The sequence below is a fragment of the Pseudomonas sp. SDO5215_S409 genome (assembly GCF_054071325.1).
The window spans coordinates 23,236-38,621 of sequence record NZ_JBSVWN010000023.1 but is presented as its reverse complement, the minus strand read 5'-3'; the positions used below and the strand labels follow the sequence as shown (position 1 = coordinate 38,621).

Sequence of the window (15,386 nt, the reverse complement as noted above, 5' to 3'; positions counted from 1 at the left end):
AAATTTGGAGTGACCCGATGTCCGCTGCACCGCCCCCCTCTCAGGTCGTTCCTGATACCCGCGTTGACGCCCAGCGCGGCAATGCCCGCAAAATCCTGCTCACCCTTGCCGTCGTCGCCGCATTAGTCGGGCTGGCGTGGGGCGCGTGGTGGTGGCTCAGCGGGCGCTTTTTCCAGAGCACCGACGACGCTTACCTGCAAGCCGACAGCATCAGCGCCGCGCCGAAAATCAGCGGCTACGTGGCCGAAGTGCTGGTGGCCGACAACCAGCCGGTAAAACGCGGCGATGTGCTGGTGCGCCTGGATGCGCGCAAGTACCAGGCGGTGAGTGACGAAGGCTCGGCCACCATTGCCGCCCGCACCGCCGACTTGGCCAAGGCCGACGCCGACCTGGTGCAACAGGACTCCACCATCGCCGAAGCCCGCGCCCAGTTGCAGGGCGCCGAGGCCGACGCCCGGCACGCGCAAACCGAAGTCACCCGTTATGCGCCGCTGGCCCGCTCCGGCGCCGAACCCGAGGAGCGCCTGGCCCAACTCAACAACCAACTGGCCCAGGCCCGCAGCACCGTGGCCGCCAAGCAGGCCGCGCTGCGCTCCAGCCAGACCCGCTACGGCACGCTGCAGGCCCAGCTCAAACAGGCCCAGGCCCAACTCGGCGTGGCCCGTGCCAGCCAAGCGCAAAGCCAGTTGGATGTAGACGACGCTGTCATTCGCAGCCCGCTCGATGGCCGTGTGGCAGACCGCGGTGTGCGGGTGGGCCAGTACGTGCAGCCTGGCACGCGCCTGTTGACGGTGGTGCCGGTGAGCGCGGTGTACCTCACGGCCAACTTCAAGGAAACCCAGATCGGCGACATGCGCCCGGGCCAGGCCGTCACCGTGGAGGTGGATGCGCTGCCGGGCCGTGAGCTGCACGGCCAGGTCGACAGTCTGGCGCCCGGCACGGGCGCGCAGTTCGCCTTGTTGCCGCCGTCGAACGCCACCGGTAACTTCACCAAAATAGTGCAGCGCGTGCCGGTGCGCATCACCCTGCAGGTGCCGGATGAGCTACGCCCGGCGCTGATGCCGGGCCTGTCGGCCACGGTGAAAGTCGACACCCGCGCCCCCGAGGCCAACGCCCATCATGGCTGAAGCCCTCGCCACCGCAGCGCCCACCGAAGCCCCGCGCAACGCCTCGCTCACCGACTGGATCGCCGTGGCCGCAGGCTCCTTGGGGGCGCTGCTGGCGGCGTTGGACATCTCGATCACCAACTCCGCATTGCCGCAAATCCAGGGGCAGATCGGCGCGACCGGCAGCGAAGGCACGTGGATTTCCACCGGCTACCTCATGTCGGAAATCGTCATGATCCCGCTCGCCGCGTGGCTGACCCGGGTCTTCGGCCTGCGCCGCTTCCTGATCGGCACCGCGCTGCTGTTCACCTTTTTCTCGATGTTCTGCGGGCTGTCCACCAGCCTTGGCGCGATGATCGCCGGGCGTATCGGCCAGGGGTTTGCCGGCGGCGCGATGATCCCCACCGCACAGACCATCGTGCGCACACGCTTGCCCGCGCATCAGTTGGCCATCGGCACCACGATGTTTGGCATGACCGTGATCCTGGGGCCGCTGCTGGGCCCGGTGATCGGGGGCTGGCTGACGGAGAACATCGACTGGCGCTGGTGCTTTTTCCTCAACCTGCCCATCAGCATCGCCCTGATCACGTTGCTGATCACGGGCCTGCCGAGCGAACGCATGAACCTTCAACACTTCTTCAAGGCTGACTGGCTGGGCATTCTGGGCCTGGCCATGGGCCTGAGTTCGCTGGTGGTAGTGTTGGAAGAAGGGCAGCGCGAGCACTGGTTCGATTCGCGGCTCATCCTTTGGATGAGCGCAGCCACGGTGGCTGGGTTCTTTCTGATCGCGGTGGGCCAGGTGCGTTCGAGCACGCCCATTTTGCGCCTGCAACTGTTGCTCAATCGCCGCTTTGCGGGTGTGCTGTTTATCGCCACCACGGTGGGGGCCGGGCTGTATGGCACGGCGTACCTGGTGCCGCAATTTCTGGGGATTTTGTCGGGCTACAACGCGCAGCAGTCGGGGTCGATCATGTTGCTGTCGGGCATTCCGGCGTTTTTGTTGATGCCGGTGCTGCCCAGGATGCTCGGCCGCTACGACCTGCGCTTGATGGTGGGGCTGGGGCTGCTGATGTATTGGGCCAGCTGTTTTCTCGACACCCAACTGACCGCCCAAAGCGTGGGGCATGACTTTTACCTGTCCCAGTTGCTGCGCGGGTTTGGCCAGATCCTGGTGATGATGCCCCTCAGTCAGTTGTCGATGCGCTCGGTGCCGGTGCACGAGGCAGGCGATGCGGCGGGGCTCTACAACATGTCGCGCAACCTGGGCGGTACGTTGGGGCTGGCACTGCTGGGCGTGATGATGGACCGGCGCAGCCATTTTCATGACGACGCGCTGCGCGAAGGCATCCAGGCCAACAGCCAATGGGTGCAGGACCAAATGGCAGGCAGCACCGCCCGTTACCTGGCCCAGACTGGCGATGCTTCCACCGCGCCGATGCAGGCCCTCGCCCAGTTGGCGAACGATATCGCCCAGCAGGCCTCAGTGATGGCCTACAACGACGCATTCTACGTGCTGGGGCTCGCCATGCTGGCGTGCCTGCCGCTGATCTTCATCCTTAAACAGCGCTCGGCGCAGGCAGGTCCACGACCATGATTGACCGCTCACTTGTCCTCTTGTTGACGGCCTCGCTGCTGGCCGCCTGCACCGTGGGCCCCGACTACCACGGCGCGCCGGACGTCGCCGCAAAAACCCTCGCCGCCGGGCGCTTGCCCCACGCCGACCCGGCGGCGGTGCCCGCTGTGGCGCAGTGGTGGCGGGCCCTGGGCGATACGCAACTCGACGAACTGGTGGCCCTGGCCCTGCAAAACAGCCCCGACATCGCCACCGCCCGGGCCCGCCTGGCGCAATCGCGCGCCAGCCTGAGCAGTGTCAGCGCCAACGCCCTGCCCACCGTCAGCGGCGATGCGGCGATGCTCAAACTGCGCTCCCCCGACACCTCCGCACTGGGCGGCAGCGGTGGCGGCGGGCGCGGGCCCTTGAACCTGTACCTCGCCGGGTTTGACGCCAGTTGGGAAGCCGATGTGTTCGGCGGCACCCGGCGTGCGGTCGAAGCGGCGCAGGCCGAGGCCCAGGCCTCGCAGGCGCAGTTGGCCGATGCCCAGGTGCAACTGGCGGCCGAGGTGGTGCAGGCCTATGTGGACCTGCGTGACCAGCAAACCCGGCTTGCATTGGTGGACGCCAGTGTGGCGATCGAAAACCAGGCCGTGGACCTCACCCAGCAACGTCGCAGCCGTGGCGTGGCCTCGCAGTTGCAGCTGGAGCAAGTGCTGACCCAGGCGCAAAACACCCAGGCCCAGCGCCTGCCGTTGCAGGCGTCGACGGTGGAGTCGATGGACCAACTGAGCCTGCTCTGCGGCCTGGAGCCCGGCGAACTCGACGCCCGCCTGGCCACGGCCCGCGCCTTGCCAGCCATCGCGCTGCAAGTGCCGCTGGCCGACCCGGCAGCCTTGCTCAAAGCCCGCCCGGACATCCGCGTGGCCGAGCGCAAGCTGGCGTCCAGCAACGCCCAGATCGGCGAAAAAACCGCCGACTGGTTTCCCAAGGTGAGCCTGATGGGCGACTTGTCGTTCTCGGCCGCCGACCCCGGGCACCTGGCGCGCAAGGACAGCGCCACCTGGCTGCTGCTGCCCCGGCTGAGTTGGAACGCGCTGGATTTCGGCCGCGTGGCCGCCAGCGTCAAAGGCGCCGAAAGCGCCCGCGATGAAGCCCTGGCGCAGTACAAAAGCGTGGTACTGAGCGCGCTGCGCGACGCCGATGTGGCGCTGGCGCGGTATGGCCACCAGCGACAAAACGTCGTGCTGCTGCGCGACGTGGAAGCGTCCGCGATCCGCGCCGCCGACCTGACACGCCAACGCTACCGCGCAGGCACTGCAAGCACCCTGGACTGGCTGGACGCCGAACGTACGCGCTACGAGGCGCAAGAAAGCCGCATCTCCGGCGATGCGGCGCTGCTCAAGGACTTTGCCTCGCTGCACAAGGCATTGGGGCTTGGGTGGACGTTGTGAGTGGGGGTGGCAGCCGTTACAACGCGCAGTCGAAAAACAGCGGCACGTGGCTGCGTTCGCTCAGCGACCGCACATAACGTTCGACCCGCGGCGGCCACGTGGCGGCTTTCACGATGCTGACGTTACGTAAAAAGGCAAACAGGTTCACATCGTCCAGCGACAGCTCGCCATTGCACGCCTGGGTCGACACCAGCAACCCGTCCAACTGCGCAAGGCTTTCGTTGAGCGCAGGGAGCCATTCGCCAGAGCGGGCGAATTTATCGTCCAGGTCGCCAATCACCTGTGTTTCTTTGTGTCGATAGGCGGCGCGCGCCTCGGCGGTGGCCAGTTCGGCAAAGTCGGTGTGGGCGAAGCGCGGGTAGGTGAGGTTTTTCAAGAACACCCGCAACGCCGCGATCCATTCGGTGATGGCCGGGTTCAGCGGGCCTGTCAGCAACGGGCGTTCGTCCAGGCGGTCGAGGTAGGCGACGATGTCCAGGCTTTCGGTCATGGCGCTGTCGTCGTCCTTGACCAAGATCGGCACGATCTTTTTGCCCACCAGGCCCACCGGGGTGGCCTCGTCATCCGCCATCACCACCTGCAAGGACACGGGCAGGTTTTTCAGGCCGAGAGTGAAGCGCACCTTGGCGCAAAAAGGGCAGTGTTGGTAGTAGTAGAGCTGCATGGCAGGAGCCTCTGGGTGGGGACCGTTTCAACGGCCAGCATGCAGGGGCAGGGGGGAGGGGAGTTGGATAAAGTTACGCAGTTTATGGACGCAGCGCCTGGGGTTGTGAGGGACACCCATCAACAACAGGCACTGCCTTTTCGTACGGCCGCCAGCGCAGGCCTTGTTAGTGAGCCGGGTGTTGCAGGAACGCGTCGATCAACGCGGTGACCTGCTGCTGAATCACCGGCCGGGTCCGGGCGCCTTCGCCTGGGCCATCCTGGCAAATAATCCCGTCGCCTGGCACGTCTTCTTCCAGCAACGACACCGCCCCGGGCTTGCACAAGGGCAGGAAGCTGAAGTGACTCGCATCGCTGATTTCGACATAACGCGTGGAGGCCGTGGGCAAGCGTCTTGCCAGGTCGGCTGACTCCACCTGCGCCGGAAGGTCTTCGGACGGCACACCTGCGGCGATGATCAAGGTCGGGACCTTGAACGCGGCGAGGCTGGCGTCGGTGAAGCCGCGGGAAAGGCCCAGGTCCAGCGACACAATCGCGCTGACGCGTTTGTCCGAGAGGTCCCCGGCCAATGGCGCGCGCTCGGGGTTCATCCGGGTGTACACCTGGCAGGGCGCCAGTTTGACGTGGACCTTGCAGTCGGCGTCAAAACGCTCGGCGTCAAAGCGCGCGCCGCCGATTTCGAGTGCCGTCCAGCCGCCGAGCGAGTGGCCCACTACTGCAATGTTGCGCGGGGCCACCGCGCCAAAACGGCTCGGCTCGGCCAGCACCGCGTCAATCGCCCGGCGGACATCACCGGGCCGCTGCCACAGCTGCGCCGCCGCTGCCGGGCTGCGGTCATGGGTGGTGGAACCGGGGTGGTTCACCGCCGCGACGACATAACCTTTGTGCGCCAGGGCCGTGGCCAGCCACGCCTGGCTGCTCCAGTTGCCCAGGTAGCCGTGGGAGATCACCACCAACGGATGCTCGCCGCCCGCCGGCGGCGCGTTAGTGACCGCGTTTACGCCGACAAACGCCGGGTTATCGGCAATCAGCTGGGGCTGGGCGGTGCTCGGCGTGGGATACCACACGACCATTTCCAGCGGCCGCTCATGGGCGCTGTCTTGCAGGGTCATGGTCTGGAAACCGATGGGCGGGTCGTTGGCCAAGGCAGTGCCGGTGAGGCCGATGAGCAGCAGGGCGGCGGAGAGTCCTTTCATGGGGGTGTTGATTCCTGGAGGTGGGGGGGCGCTTTTGGCGTGGGGGCTCTAGAGGTTGCGCGATGATGCCAAATGAATGGCCAGCCGTCACCGACACACCGCTCCCCCCGGTGACAGTCCTGCCCTGACCCTTGAGTGGTTTTGCCCCATTTTTGTGCATACCCCCTCGTGTTCTTCGCGCCGCCCCGGCTGTTTTCGGCCCTGCGCAGCGGCGGTCCGTTTCTTGCTTGCGCCAGACTTATCAATGACATGGCATTTTGCCGTCAGTGTATTTCAAGGCCGCATCCGCCGTTGCACTCTATTGCAGCGTCGGGTGGTCAAAGGGAGTCGTCGGGCATGCAACGTTTATTATCGCCAGGAGTCCGCCTGCTCGGACGCTTCGGGTTCGCACGCAAATTCCAGATCCTGTTTTTCCTGTTCATGCTGCCCCTGGCCGGCAGCCTGTGGATGACCGGGCAAGACTTTCGCAACAAGCTCACGGTGATCTCACGCGAGCAGTCCGGCGTGCACCAATTGCTGGCCCTGGACACGCTGGACGGCCAACTGACCGCCCAGCGCAACCTGGCGGCGCGCTGGAAAGCCCTCGACATCCTGCATGCCCCCACCCCCGCTGCCAAAGCCGCCATGGCCCTGGTCGACGCCAATAACCCGCTTATCCTGCAAAGCCTGCAAACCCTGGGCGAGGCGCTCAAGGCCCAGGACGCCAGTGCCGACACCCTGTCGCGTTTTGACGCCTTGCAAGCCTCGGTCAAGGGCATGGACAGCCAGGCCCTGCGCACGGTGGGGTGGTGGCCGGACGGTTATGACCGTTTCACCGCCGCGCTCACCGCCCTGCAAACCCTGCGCGAGCAGATCACCATCGATAGCGGCCTGATCCTGGACCCGCGCCTGGAAACCTACCAGCTCATGCAGATCGCCACCCAGCAGGCGCCCGAGCTGATCGAGCGTGTGGGCCGCATGGCCAGCGTGGGCGAGTCGTCCATTGCCTCGGGGCAGTTCACGCTGCAAAGCCGCCTGCAACTGCGCGACCTGCGCGGCCGCATCGGTGATGCCCGCGACCAGTTGGTCAAGGCCGCCGCGTCCCTCAAGGCCAAGCCATTTCCCGCCCTCGACACCTGGCTGACGCAGTACGACAGCAGCCTGCAACAGCTCGAAACGGAACTGAAAACCCTCGACGACGGCGTGTTTGGTGGCACCATCAAACTCGACCTGGGGGCGTTCGACCGCAGCGTTGACAGCATGCTCGGTGCCTTGGGCACCCTGCGCAGCCAGTCGCTCACCTCGTTGGACGCCCGCCTGGGCCACTACCACAGCCGCGCGTTCAGCCAGTTCATTCCCATGGCTGCCACCTTTGGCGTCCTCGCCCTGGCGGCGCTGTACCTGTTTGTGTGCCTGCAATCGTCCATCCGCCGCAGCGCCAGCGGCATCACCACGTTGGCCGAGTCCTTGCGCGACGGCAATTTGTGCGTGGAAGTGGCCGTGGAAGGCCGCGACGAACTCGCCGCCATCAGCACCGCCCTCAACGTGGCCGTGGTGCAACTGCGCGCGAGCCTGCTGGGCGTGAACCACGAAACCCGGCAACTGGGCTCGGCGGTGCACACCCTCAACGCCCAGTCGGGCAGCACCCTCACCGAAGTCGAAGACCAGCAACAGCAAATCAGCCAGATCGCCGCCGCCGCCACCCAATTGGCGGCCACCTCCCTGGGCGTGGCCAAAAGCTGCGAACAAGCGGCCGATAGCGCCCAACACACCCGCCGCATCGCACAAGACAGCAGCCGCGACAGCCAACGCACCACCGCGAGCATCCAGCAACTCAACAAACGCCTCACCGACACCGCCGACGCCCTGGAACAGGTGAGCCAGCAGGGGCAACAGATTCAGTCGGTGGTGGACACCATTCGCGGCATCGCCGAACAGACCAACCTGCTGGCCCTGAACGCCGCCATCGAAGCCGCCCGCGCGGGCGAGCAGGGCAGGGGCTTTGCCGTGGTGGCCGACGAAGTGCGCAGCCTGTCGCAACGCACCCAAGCCTCCACCGCACAAATCGCCGGCACCGTGGACAGCCTGCGCGCCACTGTGACCCAGGCGGTCAACCTGATGGGCGTGGCGTGTGAACAAGCGGTCAACGACGCCGAAGCCGTGACCGGCCTGGGCAACCGCCTGGGCGAAATCGCCGGCGCGGTACAGGCGGTGACCGACACCCTGGCGCAGATCGCCGCAGCGGTGGAAGAACAGGCCGCCACGGCGGACGAAGTCAGCGGGAATATCCAACAAGTGGACCAGGCGGCAGGACGGTTACTGGAAGGCGCGAGGGCGGTGAACCGCGCGGCGGATGTGTTGAGCGGCGGGAGCAGGGCGTTGAGTGAGAACACCGAGCGGTTTCGGTTGGGGTGAGGCGGCGCCCGGGTAGGGCGCGCGGGGCTGTGGCGGGTTTAGAGGGGGGATTTGAAGCCGGGTAGCCCGTTTGCTGCTCGCCAGGTTTTGAGGGTTTGGGTGATGCCCTGCGGGCTGGTGTCCGCACCGGGTTGCGGGTGGTAGATCAGATCTGCACCGGCCGGGTGGCCAATGATTTTTCTGAAATGGAACAGGAGCAGGTCGGCGCGGGTGTCTGTGGGGGCGATGTCTGCTTTGAAGAGTTCTTCCAGGAACTGGATGAATTCGTGTTCGGTGTAGTCGGGGAGGGTGGGTTTGATAAAGGGATCGTTCATGGTTTTGACCTTAAATCTGATGGTTTTCCCGGTTATTCGAGGCCTTTCCTGCGTTTATTTCGGACCATTCCCACGCCTTCTGAGTTAGCGTCTCAAGTAAAGTCACGCGGGTTCAAATACGACTGCTTTGCTTATAGCCTCCTTTAACTGGAGGCTTTTTTGTAGACGAAACAAGGATGTCTTATGGCAAATAATCAGGGCCCTGGCCCGATGCCGAGCGTCTTACGGCGCGCGCCGATAAATGGCCCACCCAAACGTACGCCGGATGTTCCAGCGCCTCAAACCCGTGAATATACGCCACCTCCAAAGCCGGTTCCTGTGGAAAAACCGATACCTGTGGGGTGTTCGTTTACCAAACCTTGCTAAGGGTTAATACCCCGCGAAATTATATTGACCTTCACAGAAAATAGTAGGCACAACATGACAAGTATTTCTGATTTTACGGAAGCGGAATTTATTGGGTTTATCAAAAACATACGAGTCGTGAACAAAGGTGGAACAGATGAAGCATTGGGCGAGTTGCTCGAACAATTTAGCCAGCTGGTTGGCCATCCAGAGGGTTACGATTTAATTTTCCATCCTGAATCAGGGGCTGATAATTCTGCGGAGGGTGTGACGCAGACGGTCAAAGCTTGGCGTGCAGCCAATGGTTCACCAGGCTTCAAAGACGCCTGAGGCCATACTTTTCGGTAATTTCCAGTCATTCACCTCAACCTCCGTGCCGATATCCGACTACGCCGACCCCATCTAACGCCCAATAAAAACCCCGGCGATCGACGGACCTCTGGGTTTTTTTTGCGTGGGCAAGAAAGGGGTGCATGTTTTTACAGGTGCTGAGTGAACATGTTGACATTACCCGTCAAGCGAAGCGCCAAGATAGTGAGCAGGGTTGTCGGTATGAAGCTTGCCAGTAGCTTAAAAAGTAAAGCTTTTGATTTTTTTGTTTATCCAGCAGCAATTAATATTATGTCGCTAGAGCGTGTTTTTAACGACTATCGGAGTTGATTGAATTTCATGAGCTCTTTCCAGATATAACCGTAGCTGTAGCGTAGCCATCTGACTTTTAACCGGTCGAAGCGACGTCGTAGCCAACTGCTTTCGCGTGCTTTGAGCTCTTTGGCTATTTCATCGAGTAACCATTCATCCTGAAAACCGGTCCAAACAGGAGGGACGGGGGTTTCAAGGTTGCTGAAACATACGGATGCGACCTCTGAATATAAGATCTCTTCAACGATCTTTGGGTCATAGCCCCGGACTCGTTTTGCGATAGAGCGTAGTCGACAAAGCTGTCTACAAACGCCTCTGCCAGCGCGATCTGGATGTTCGCTCGTTCCGCAGGCGTCAAAATATCTCCCAATGGGCCAGCTCCTCTAACTCTGCATCGAACGTATCAGCCGCGACGCCGCCCGCAATACCGCCAGAACAACTGCTATGGCACAGGCCGGAGCTCCAGAACCACAAAGAGTCGATATGCCCTGGCATACATGCACCTCTCTTGCTCATGTTATGCCCGAACACAAAATTTCTGACACCCTCACGCATCTCGTTGCTGAACTTTGTCGCGTCCTCAACGCTGATATTGCCGGCTCTGACCTCAGGTCAATAACAATCTAGTCGCCGTGCCGGTGTCTACCACACACACCGCCACGGCAACCCCTTCGCGACGTCAGCTAAAAACCAAACCCGCTCAACGACACGGCACTTCCCGGTCCATCAATTTCCCCATCAGCAGCACCCCCAACTCACTCAGTTGGTGAATCGCCAGCGCCACATCGCGCGCTTTCCCGTCCAGATCGTCGGACAGGTCGAGCAGCAAGGCGCTCACCGAGGTGAAGGTTTCGTAGCCGTTGGTAATGAGGGTTTCGGTGCTGGCGTCGTCGATGACGCTTAACAGCGCAGGGGCGCTGGGGATATTGGGTGTGTCTTTGCACATACTCAGATTCCTTGCTGGGGCCACAACCCTTTCGCTACTAAACGAAAGGGTGGCAGCTGTACGCAGGTTAGTAGACCGGGGAATCCAAGCGAAAGCCGGCGCGCCCGAAGGCGCCCTGCGCACAGCCACCATCGAGCACAAACAAAAATGTCCGAAGGATGATGTGTATGCACTTGCTTGGATACCTCAGGCTACTAAACCCGATCCCCGAAAAGTCGGCGACCGAGCAACCTTAGAGATGCCTTCCCAGGTGCACAAGCCAGCGGATTCTGACGTAACTGTAGGCAAAGGGGCAAGGCGCCGAGCTGTGCGCGGGCCAGCGTACGCCATCTGCTGCCCCTGCGCGGTCAAGCAACACCCCGAAAAATCCAGGTCTGGACCGGAGGCGTGAATTTTTTACTAAGCCTAAAAAATCCAAATGAATCATAATTGACTCATTGGGTGTTAATTAGTATCGTCCGCTTTGTTTTAATTCGGCTCGCACGAACGATGAGCAATTTGCAGGCTTTAGGGATGACATGGCCGTGGGCGCAGTAGTTGCGTTGCTGAGGTGTGGGCCGCAGTTGAAGAGGCGGGTGAAAATCGAGGTGATTAGCCAGCAGGATTTCGACAGCGCCACGGCAGATTCAAGCGGCGCTCGGGCGGTGGTTCGTTCGGCTCAGGCCAGCCTGGACGCGGCGGGTTTGAATCTCGGGTACGCCTCGGTGAACGCGCCGATTTCTGGCCGGGTGGGGCGTGCCTTGGTGAGCGAAGGTGTGTTGGCCGCGAGTCAAGAACGTAGAGCTCCTTTGGTTGGCTTATCCAACCTTTTTTGTCCTGTGGGTTTCGGCTCACAGGGCTCCTTTTATCCATGCGTCGCTGGTCGGTAATGTTATGGGCTGGGTTTTGCGCCGACGGCGCCGTGCAAAAACATCTTTTCCAGTACATCGATCGAGTGGGCACTCGCCGCTCGCCCACGACGCTCGGCATCGACCATCGCAAAGATCATGGTGAGGAACAGTTCGGAGTAAACAGCGGCCGTGATATCGATGCGAAAAGCCCCCAATCGTTGACCGTGCAGGAAAAATTCATCCAAGGCATTTATGTAGGAGAGCCAGCGATCACTTTCACCCCCGGTGCCGACCGTGTCGGAGCGGTATTGAAACAGCAGGAACGCGAGCATTTCGCGATGCTCCAAGTGCTCGCTGATCAAGCTACGCAACGTCGCAAGAGGGTCTGGGTTGCTCAGATCGATGCCATGGACAACCTGGTTTAACGCGGCCTCGCCACGTGCCTCGAGAACCTGGACGAGGTTATCGCGAGTGCTGCAAAAACGATGAAGGGTCGCCTTGCTGACGCCAGCGGCTTCAGCCAAGTCCTTGAGCGTCGCGCGCGGGCGATCCACGATGGCTCGGGCCAACGCTCTAATCAGCCGTTCGTCTTGGGGCGTTGGGTCCATGGCTTGAGCTCTGTGTTGGATAAAAGAGGCCCACATGGTGCCGCAAAAATGAATAGCGTCAACGAAAAAATGAGGGAAAAAACCACCAAATGAATCCCGATTAACTCAACACCGCAAGTGCTCTACAACGGGTGCAGCATCACGCCCAAGGCACCCACGGTTAGCGACAAGCCGACTTTTCCACGACCTACAAGGATACCGAGTATGACCCTTACAACCTCCATTCAAGCCAACGCGATTACCTGCCTCAACCCACCGACCTTGCTCGACACCTCAGCCTATGGGTTTGCACAGGTGGTCGTGGCGCCTAACCGTGGGCACACGGTGTACCTGTCGGGGCAGTCCAGCAGCGATACGCAGGGCAACATCGTGGGCCAAACAATGGCTGAACAAATTGCGCAGGCGTTCAAGAATCTCAAGTGTGCCATTCAAGCGTCCGGCGCCAAGCCCGAGCACGTGGTGAAGGTCCAACTGTTGGTGGTGGATCATCAAGAAGATTATGTGGGCTGCCTTCAAGCGGAGCTCAAAGCGCTGTTTGGCAATCATCTACCTGCCAGTACATTGATTCCGGTTCCTCGCCTGGCCCTGGACAGCATGCGGTTTGAAATAGACGCTACGCTGGTGATCCTCGATTAAGGCATGCTCAACGACGTTTTCAGCAGGATCGGCCGATGGCGCTTATTTAAGTCGGAAAACAAGTCCGTCCCCGTTTTGCCCACACCGGAAAAAGTCCAATGAGAAAGAGCATTTCTGACTACACCGAAACGCAATTTGTTCAGTTTCTTCAAGACCACCTAGATGCGTCTGATAAGGGAATGTCGGAAGAGGCCTTAAACAATTTCCTGTACGAGTTTTGCGAGCTTACCGGGCACCCTGACGGGACTGATTTGATTTACTACCCGGAACCCGGTGCAGATGATTCCGTCGAAGGCATTACCCAAACGGTCAAAGCTTGGCGTGCGGTCAATGGTCTGCCGGGCTTCAAAGACGCCTGACTCCGGCGACTGACTGCGGAGCATCAAGTCCTACGGGCTCGACAGTTTAGGGATACGCTCACGGGATCCGGACATTCCAGGACCTATTTTCTACCTGCGCAGGCCATCTACCGTGATACCAAACATCGATGAAGAACGCCGCCAGCTCAGGGCGGCTTGTGCTGTCCAGATCAGTGGGTTTGCAGAACCTACACCCGCCCAGTGGTTCCAGGAAATGGCGGATTGGGCACAGGCCAACGCTGTGTCCCATGATCACTATGGCAGCGGTACGTTGATCGAAGGCTTCGAGGCCAAGATTGCCGAACTGTTGGGCAAGCCATCTGCTGTCTTCATGCCCAGCGGCGTGATGGCGCAATTGATTGCGGTCAACATCTGGAGCGAGCGACGCGGTCTGCCGCGCTTTGGTATGCATGCCTCCTCACATTTGCAACTCCATGAAGAGCAGGCGTCTCAAGCGTTGCTGCGGCTGCATGGGGTGATGGTGGGCCATCGTTTACGTCCCATCCTCGCCGAAGACCTTTGCGCGATTGCCGAGCCCTTGAGCTGCCTGGTGGTGGAACTGCCGGCACGCGAGATCGGTGGGCAACTGCCAGAGTGGAACGCGTTGGAAGCCCTCAAAGCCACCGCTACGGCCTCCAATACCCCCCTGCACATGGACGGGGCCCGGTTGTGGGAAACCCGGGCCTATTACCAGCGTTCCTACGCCGAAATTGTCGAAGGTTTCGCCTCTGTCTATGTCTCTGCCTACAAAGGCGCGGGCGGTATTGCGGGTGCGCTCCTGGCGGGCGACAGCGACTTTATCGAACAAGCTCGCCTGTGGCGCAGACGGCTGGGCGGCACCTTGATCAAGCAGAGCCCCCTGGTGGTCTCCACGGCCATGCGCTTTGATCAACGCCTGGCAATGTTGCAAGCCTGCTATGAGCGCACGCTGAGCCTAGCGACCTGCCTGCGGTCGATTCCGGGCATTCGTGTTTTGCCGCGCACGCCTCAGGTGAACATGCTTCACGTGAATTTCGACGCAGAGCGGGTGGCCTTGCTCAGCGCGCGCGATGAGATTGCCCGGCAGCATGGGTGCTGGTTGTTCACGCACCTGGAGCCCACCGAGGTGCCGGGGTGGTGCAAGACCGAGGTTTATGTCGGTGACCGTTTGTTGGGCGTGGCGGATGCGCGAATTGTGCAGCTGTTCACGGAGTTGATGACGCAAGCGACTCAAGACCCCAGCCACTGACTAAAGCCCTCATCGCGTCCCAAAAAAACTCAAGTATACAACCGTATACTTTTTTGCTATCTAATACCCCCTCGCCCCGCACGGGGCGGGGCGCAAGCACAGCAATGCGGAGCATCCCCAGGCTTTGGAGGGCCGAAAACCCAGTGTTTCAGCCATCACAAGAGAGAGAGTCCAATGGACGTTGTTGCATTGATCAATCGCGCCAAGGCGATCCTGACCGAAGGCGCGGTGGTGACTCGCCTGGTGTACGAGCATCAGCTTGAGGTCCCGGAATCCGCCGCCTTTGTGCACTTGTTCAACCCCGCCGGTCGGGCGGCGTTGACCACCATTTATCGCAGTTACCTGGCCATTGCCGCCGAGTACAACGTGCCCATGCAGGTGGGCACGGCCACGTGGCGCGCGCACCCCGAGGCGTTGCAGCGCCTGGGGTTCAACGGGCCCGATGACTTGATGCGGGTCAACCGCGAGGCGGTGACGTTTCTGCGCGAGTTGCGCGCCGAGATGGGCCTTGAAAGCAGTGTGTACATCGCCGGTGTGATCGGCCCGCAATATGACGGCTACGACCCCGCCGTAGCGCCGGGCAGGGCGGATGCATTGCGTTACCACCAGGCGCAGGTCGATTGCCTGGCCCAGAGTGGCGTGGATCTGTTCTATGCACCCACCTTTGCCAGCACCGAGGAACTGATCGGCGTGGCTCAGGCCCTGGCCACCACGGGGATTGCCTATGTGCTGGCGCCGATCATCGACAGCCATGGCCGTTTGCGTGACGGCATCGAGCTGGGCGATGCCATCGCGCAGATCGACGCCGCGGCAAGCGTTGCGCCGCTGTTTTATGCCATTGGCTGCGTGCACCCCAAGCACCTGCGCGAGGCCAGCCAGACGCCCGCGTGGCCGCTGTCCAACCGGGTGATCGGGTTGCAGGGCAATGCCTCGGAGTTGCCGCCGGAGGTGCTGGAAAAACTCGACCACGTGGCCCAGGGCGAACAGCAGTGTTTTGTGGATGAAATGATGAAGCTGCACGAAGGCGGGCTGAAGATCATCGGCGGGTGCTGCGGGACCAGCGAGGGGCATATCCGGGCGCTGGCCCAGCGGATTGTGTCGGCGTAGCGGCCG

Annotated in this window: 15 protein-coding genes and 2 pseudogenes; 11 read left to right on the top strand and 6 right to left on the bottom strand. The window is 61.7% G+C overall.

The genetic code is table 11. The features are described from left to right. Positions 1 to 17 precede the first annotated feature (17 nt). From ACW9H9_RS13950 to ACW9H9_RS13940, 3 genes are read left to right on the top strand one after another with little or no spacing between them, the layout of a single operon-like run. Positions 18 to 1,127 carry an HlyD family secretion protein gene (locus ACW9H9_RS13950; RefSeq protein WP_457343780.1) on the top strand — a complete coding sequence of 370 codons (1,110 nt, stop codon included), beginning with the start codon at positions 18 to 20 and terminating at the stop codon, positions 1,125 to 1,127. Then, entirely contained in the window at positions 1,120 to 2,700 is a 1,581-nt protein-coding gene (locus ACW9H9_RS13945) for a DHA2 family efflux MFS transporter permease subunit (RefSeq protein WP_457343779.1), read from the top strand. The genes ACW9H9_RS13950 and ACW9H9_RS13945 overlap by 8 nt, the downstream gene beginning before the upstream one ends. After that, a complete protein-coding gene (locus tag ACW9H9_RS13940) occupies positions 2,697 to 4,112 on the top strand; it encodes an efflux transporter outer membrane subunit (protein ID WP_457343778.1) in 1,416 nt (471 codons plus the stop codon). Before ACW9H9_RS13945 ends, ACW9H9_RS13940 begins: the two co-directional genes overlap by 4 nt. A gap of 16 nt (positions 4,113 to 4,128) precedes the next feature. On the opposite strand, the gene grxB is transcribed toward ACW9H9_RS13940, so the two are convergent. Beyond that, a complete protein-coding gene (gene grxB, locus ACW9H9_RS13935) occupies positions 4,129 to 4,776 on the bottom strand; it encodes a glutaredoxin 2 (protein WP_457343777.1) in 648 nt (215 codons plus the stop codon). 166 nt (positions 4,777 to 4,942) lie between these two features. Beyond that, positions 4,943 to 5,971: an alpha/beta hydrolase family protein gene (locus tag ACW9H9_RS13930; RefSeq protein WP_457343776.1), complete on the bottom strand. Its 1,029-nt coding sequence runs from the start codon at positions 5,969 to 5,971 to the stop codon at positions 4,943 to 4,945. A 249-nt stretch (positions 5,972 to 6,220) separates the two neighbouring features. Here ACW9H9_RS13930 and ACW9H9_RS13925 point away from each other — a divergent pair, with 249 nt between their 5' ends. After that, positions 6,221 to 8,365 carry a methyl-accepting chemotaxis protein gene (locus ACW9H9_RS13925; RefSeq protein ID WP_457343775.1) on the top strand — a complete coding sequence of 715 codons (2,145 nt, stop codon included), beginning with the start codon at positions 6,221 to 6,223 and terminating at the stop codon, positions 8,363 to 8,365. A gap of 38 nt (positions 8,366 to 8,403) precedes the next feature. On the opposite strand, the gene ACW9H9_RS13920 is transcribed toward ACW9H9_RS13925, so the two are convergent. Continuing rightward, a complete protein-coding gene (locus ACW9H9_RS13920; RefSeq protein WP_457343774.1) occupies positions 8,404 to 8,679 on the bottom strand; it encodes a bacteriocin immunity protein in 276 nt (91 codons plus the stop codon). A gap of 420 nt (positions 8,680 to 9,099) precedes the next feature. Here ACW9H9_RS13920 and ACW9H9_RS13915 point away from each other — a divergent pair, with 420 nt between their 5' ends. Together ACW9H9_RS13915 and ACW9H9_RS13910 are read left to right on the top strand one after the other, a co-directional pair. After that, positions 9,100 to 9,354: a bacteriocin immunity protein gene (locus ACW9H9_RS13915; protein ID WP_457343773.1), complete on the top strand. Its 255-nt coding sequence runs from the start codon at positions 9,100 to 9,102 to the stop codon at positions 9,352 to 9,354. 168 nt (positions 9,355 to 9,522) lie between these two features. Continuing rightward, the gene (locus ACW9H9_RS13910; RefSeq protein ID WP_457343828.1) at positions 9,523 to 9,684 is read left to right on the top strand and encodes a hypothetical protein; all 162 of its coding nucleotides are present in this window, start codon (positions 9,523 to 9,525) and stop codon (positions 9,682 to 9,684) included. On the opposite strand, the pseudogene ACW9H9_RS13905 reads toward ACW9H9_RS13910, so the two are convergent. Both ACW9H9_RS13905 and ACW9H9_RS13900 read right to left on the bottom strand, forming a co-directional pair. Then, positions 9,672 to 10,036: pseudogene (locus tag ACW9H9_RS13905) on the bottom strand (DUF7079 family protein). The gene ACW9H9_RS13910 and the pseudogene ACW9H9_RS13905 overlap by 13 nt on opposite strands. A 330-nt stretch (positions 10,037 to 10,366) precedes the next feature. Then, a complete protein-coding gene (locus ACW9H9_RS13900; RefSeq protein WP_457343772.1) occupies positions 10,367 to 10,612 on the bottom strand; it encodes a DUF6124 family protein in 246 nt (81 codons plus the stop codon). Positions 10,613 to 11,187: 575 nt separating this feature from the next. Here ACW9H9_RS13900 and ACW9H9_RS13895 point away from each other — a divergent pair. Continuing rightward, a pseudogene (locus tag ACW9H9_RS13895) lies at positions 11,188 to 11,388 on the top strand (efflux transporter periplasmic adaptor subunit); the annotation flags it as partial. A gap of 95 nt (positions 11,389 to 11,483) precedes the next feature. Here the strand turns inward: ACW9H9_RS13895 and ACW9H9_RS13890 are convergent. Next, positions 11,484 to 12,050, bottom strand: a complete 567-nt coding sequence (locus ACW9H9_RS13890; RefSeq protein WP_457343771.1) for a TetR/AcrR family transcriptional regulator — start codon at positions 12,048 to 12,050, stop codon at positions 11,484 to 11,486. Positions 12,051 to 12,254: 204 nt separating this feature from the next. On the opposite strand from ACW9H9_RS13890, the gene ACW9H9_RS13885 reads away from it, so the two are divergent. The 4 genes from ACW9H9_RS13885 (at position 12,255) to ACW9H9_RS13870 (ending at position 15,380) form a co-directional block, all read left to right on the top strand. Then, on the top strand, positions 12,255 to 12,686 hold the full coding sequence (locus ACW9H9_RS13885; RefSeq protein ID WP_457343770.1) for a RidA family protein: 432 nt from the start codon (positions 12,255 to 12,257) through the stop codon (positions 12,684 to 12,686). A 98-nt stretch (positions 12,687 to 12,784) separates the two neighbouring features. Beyond that, positions 12,785 to 13,045 carry a bacteriocin immunity protein gene (locus tag ACW9H9_RS13880; RefSeq protein ID WP_457343769.1) on the top strand — a complete coding sequence of 87 codons (261 nt, stop codon included), beginning with the start codon at positions 12,785 to 12,787 and terminating at the stop codon, positions 13,043 to 13,045. A gap of 112 nt (positions 13,046 to 13,157) precedes the next feature. Beyond that, positions 13,158 to 14,273 (top strand): threonine aldolase family protein, encoded by a 1,116-nt coding sequence (locus ACW9H9_RS13875; protein WP_457343768.1) that lies wholly within the window; start codon positions 13,158 to 13,160, stop codon positions 14,271 to 14,273. Positions 14,274 to 14,447: 174 nt separating this feature from the next. Continuing rightward, a complete protein-coding gene (locus ACW9H9_RS13870; protein WP_457343767.1) occupies positions 14,448 to 15,380 on the top strand; it encodes a homocysteine S-methyltransferase family protein in 933 nt (310 codons plus the stop codon). The last annotated feature ends 6 nt before the right edge of the window (positions 15,381 to 15,386 follow it).

Excerpts from the sequence above, each read along its gene's own strand:
- ACW9H9_RS13950 (WP_457343780.1), top strand. The coding sequence starts at position 18 with ATGTCCGCTGCACCGCCCCCCTCTCAGGTCGTTCCTGATACCCGCGTT.
- ACW9H9_RS13945 (WP_457343779.1), top strand. The coding sequence starts at position 1,120 with ATGGCTGAAGCCCTCGCCACCGCAGCGCCCACCGAAGCCCCGCGCAAC.
- ACW9H9_RS13940 (WP_457343778.1), top strand. The coding sequence starts at position 2,697 with ATGATTGACCGCTCACTTGTCCTCTTGTTGACGGCCTCGCTGCTGGCC.
- grxB (WP_457343777.1), bottom strand. The coding sequence starts at position 4,776 with ATGCAGCTCTACTACTACCAACACTGCCCTTTTTGCGCCAAGGTGCGC.
- ACW9H9_RS13930 (WP_457343776.1), bottom strand. The coding sequence starts at position 5,971 with ATGAAAGGACTCTCCGCCGCCCTGCTGCTCATCGGCCTCACCGGCACT.
- ACW9H9_RS13925 (WP_457343775.1), top strand. The coding sequence starts at position 6,221 with ATGGCATTTTGCCGTCAGTGTATTTCAAGGCCGCATCCGCCGTTGCAC.
- ACW9H9_RS13920 (WP_457343774.1), bottom strand. The coding sequence starts at position 8,679 with ATGAACGATCCCTTTATCAAACCCACCCTCCCCGACTACACCGAACAC.
- ACW9H9_RS13915 (WP_457343773.1), top strand. The coding sequence starts at position 9,100 with ATGACAAGTATTTCTGATTTTACGGAAGCGGAATTTATTGGGTTTATC.
- ACW9H9_RS13910 (WP_457343828.1), top strand. The coding sequence starts at position 9,523 with ATGTTGACATTACCCGTCAAGCGAAGCGCCAAGATAGTGAGCAGGGTT.
- ACW9H9_RS13900 (WP_457343772.1), bottom strand. The coding sequence starts at position 10,612 with ATGTGCAAAGACACACCCAATATCCCCAGCGCCCCTGCGCTGTTAAGC.
- ACW9H9_RS13890 (WP_457343771.1), bottom strand. The coding sequence starts at position 12,050 with ATGGACCCAACGCCCCAAGACGAACGGCTGATTAGAGCGTTGGCCCGA.
- ACW9H9_RS13885 (WP_457343770.1), top strand. The coding sequence starts at position 12,255 with ATGACCCTTACAACCTCCATTCAAGCCAACGCGATTACCTGCCTCAAC.
- ACW9H9_RS13880 (WP_457343769.1), top strand. The coding sequence starts at position 12,785 with ATGAGAAAGAGCATTTCTGACTACACCGAAACGCAATTTGTTCAGTTT.
- ACW9H9_RS13870 (WP_457343767.1), top strand. The coding sequence starts at position 14,448 with ATGGACGTTGTTGCATTGATCAATCGCGCCAAGGCGATCCTGACCGAA.